3 protein-coding genes are annotated in these 2,367 nt (G+C 33.0%); all 3 read left to right on the plus strand.

Features of this window, described 5'->3' with window-relative positions; translation table 11 throughout:
• The first annotated feature begins 120 nt into the window (after positions 1 to 120).
• The 3 genes from BIZ36_RS20525 to BIZ36_RS20535 all read left to right on the plus strand — a co-directional run bounded on the left by BIZ36_RS20525 (position 121) and on the right by BIZ36_RS20535 (position 2,175).
• Entirely contained in the window at positions 121 to 1,050 is a 930-nt protein-coding gene (locus tag BIZ36_RS20525) for a hypothetical protein (protein WP_187459726.1), read from the plus strand.
• A gap of 179 nt (positions 1,051 to 1,229) precedes the next feature.
• Positions 1,230 to 1,640 (plus strand): hypothetical protein, encoded by a 411-nt coding sequence (locus BIZ36_RS20530; protein WP_187459727.1) that lies wholly within the window; start codon positions 1,230 to 1,232, stop codon positions 1,638 to 1,640.
• A 169-nt stretch (positions 1,641 to 1,809) separates the two neighbouring features.
• Positions 1,810 to 2,175, plus strand: a complete 366-nt coding sequence (locus BIZ36_RS20535; RefSeq protein ID WP_187459728.1) for a DUF3592 domain-containing protein — start codon at positions 1,810 to 1,812, stop codon at positions 2,173 to 2,175.
• The last annotated feature ends 192 nt before the right edge of the window (positions 2,176 to 2,367 follow it).

Below are 2,367 nucleotides of genomic sequence, written 5' to 3' on the forward strand. Positions count from 1 at the left end.
ATATGCAATCCGGTGTGCTCCCTTGTATTTTTCTTTTTTACGTACCTTTCGGTACGACAAATAAAAATCCAATCGCACCACTACACATAGCCCTGCGTTAGCTGTAATTAAACCCAAACAATGAGAATAAAATTATTATTTATTGCACTTTCACTTACTTTAAGTGCTTGTGGACAATCTACTGAAAGTAAAAAACAGAATTCTGAAAAAACTTTAGTTCTTGGTACACGAATTTATATAGAACAACCTGAAAATTTTAAACCTTCAAAAGACTTTATCGGATTTGAAAGTGGACAATCTCTAATTCAATTTATGGACCTTTTTGGCGGAAACTATAACTCAAATGCCAAAAACTTCACTAAAGAAAATTTTGAAAAAAAGGGAATAGAAGTTTTTGAATTTCAAGAACTTAAAATTGACAATTATCCAGCAAAACTTGCATTCCTTCAAGGAAATGCAAATCAAAAAAGCTTACAGCTTGTATTTGGCGATAATGAGTTTTCAGTAATGGCAATGGCATTTGTACCTGATTTTGAAAAAGATAAAATTGAAAAAATAAAAGAGGCTTTGTTAACTATAAAATATGACAAAAAAAGGGCAGTTGACCCTTTTGAAATAGCATTTTTTGAATTGGACGATTCAAAAAGCTCATACAAATACTCGAAAACTGTGTCTAATATGTTCCTTTACACAAAAAATGGGGTAAAAAAGGATAACTTTATGGGAGAATCTGCATATCTAGTTTCACAAATACCAACTGACAGACCTAATATGAATCCCAAATTGCTCTTTGACAATAGCCTAAACTCATTAAAAAACAATGGACTAGTCGTTTCAGAAAGAAAAGTCACGGACAGAAAAAAACTAAATGGATTTGAATGTTATGAAGAACTAATAATTGGAACTTTAAATAACGAGAAAACACAGATTAAAATGACCAGTATTGTAAATGGAACTCGTGCTGTTTTAGTCAATGCCTTAGTGAAAGATAATTTCGAAAAAACACTTTCGGAATTCGACAAACTAACGAATGAATTAAAAATGAAATAACTACAGCTAACAATGGCTATAAATAATTGCTCGGTCTGTACTTACTCGGAAAATCCTACGGATTTTCCTCTGGTTCAAGAACTTTTGCTAAATTAGTAACCTAACTACGCAACTATCCATAGCCGAGACCGTTGGCAAACATTTAAGAGCAACTTTACGGTAAAGAAAAATAAACTGAATTGGATAATAGCATAATCGGAATTGGAATTGCACTCGGAGTTAGTTTCTTTATTCTTTACACAAGGAAAAAGAAATGGATGACCGAAAAAATAGTGTGGTTGATTTGCATCGGACTTTTAGCATTCGGAATATTTGGACTTTTATACTCAAAATCTGAATTTAGAGATGATAAGGTTATGTACTTCGGATTTTGTGTTCCAATAGTTTATTGGATTTTTGACCGACTTTTTAAAAAGATTAGTGAAAACATACATAAAAGAGATTTCATTCTTTTTTTGAGATATTCAGACGAAATAAATGACGGACTTGGAGCAAAAAATCCTCACGTAAAAGATTCTGACAAATTATTTTCGTTTGGACTTTTGATTATAATTGTAGCTACTCTTTTTATCGGAATTAAAATATTATGAAAATAAAAAACGATTTGCCAACAATGTATAACCGCAATTACGGCGGATTCGACTGCGTCCGAATCCACTCGGAATTGCTAACGTCAGTGCTAAACCGAAAAATTTGCGTACTTTAACCCGTAACTGACGGTTATACGAGACCGTTGGCAATAATTGAAAAATCCTAAAATTGATTAAAGAGAAAAAAAGGAAGTATTTGGTAACTTCTTTACTTGTTGGATTAGTCATTTTTGGACTATTTATAAATACTAGAAAGAAATACCTGCTTAATGACGGACAAGTTACAGTAGGTGTTATTAAGAATTTCAAGTTTTCTTATCAAAATTATATGGGGACTTATAAATACACTGTGGACGGAATTGAATACGAAGGACAATGGACAGGTAATTACTTTGAATGCCCCGACGGTACAAAGGGGTGTGTTGGAAAGGAATTTCCTGTGACTTACTCGACCAACGACCCAGGTATCAGTGAAATTAACCTTAAACAGTTTGAAAATAAAAAAAACTTAAAACCTCATTTTTTTCTTAAATAAAAACTATTGCCAACACGGTTTATAATTAATTGCGGTCGGATTCCTAAAACGGAATCCTTTGCAATCAATTATCTTTAGAGTCAGGCGGACATTTTCCGTTGGAAAAGTCCGCAACTAATCATACACGAACCGATGATGCACAATTCACCTAAAGGTGAACCCAAATCGCTACATTGTCGCTCCGCTCCAATT

This window comes from Cytophaga sp. FL35 (assembly GCF_014349235.1).
Taxonomy (GTDB): domain Bacteria; phylum Bacteroidota; class Bacteroidia; order Flavobacteriales; family Flavobacteriaceae; genus Euzebyella.

Excerpts from the sequence above, each read along its gene's own strand:
- BIZ36_RS20525 (WP_187459726.1), top strand. The coding sequence starts at position 121 with ATGAGAATAAAATTATTATTTATTGCACTTTCACTTACTTTAAGTGCT.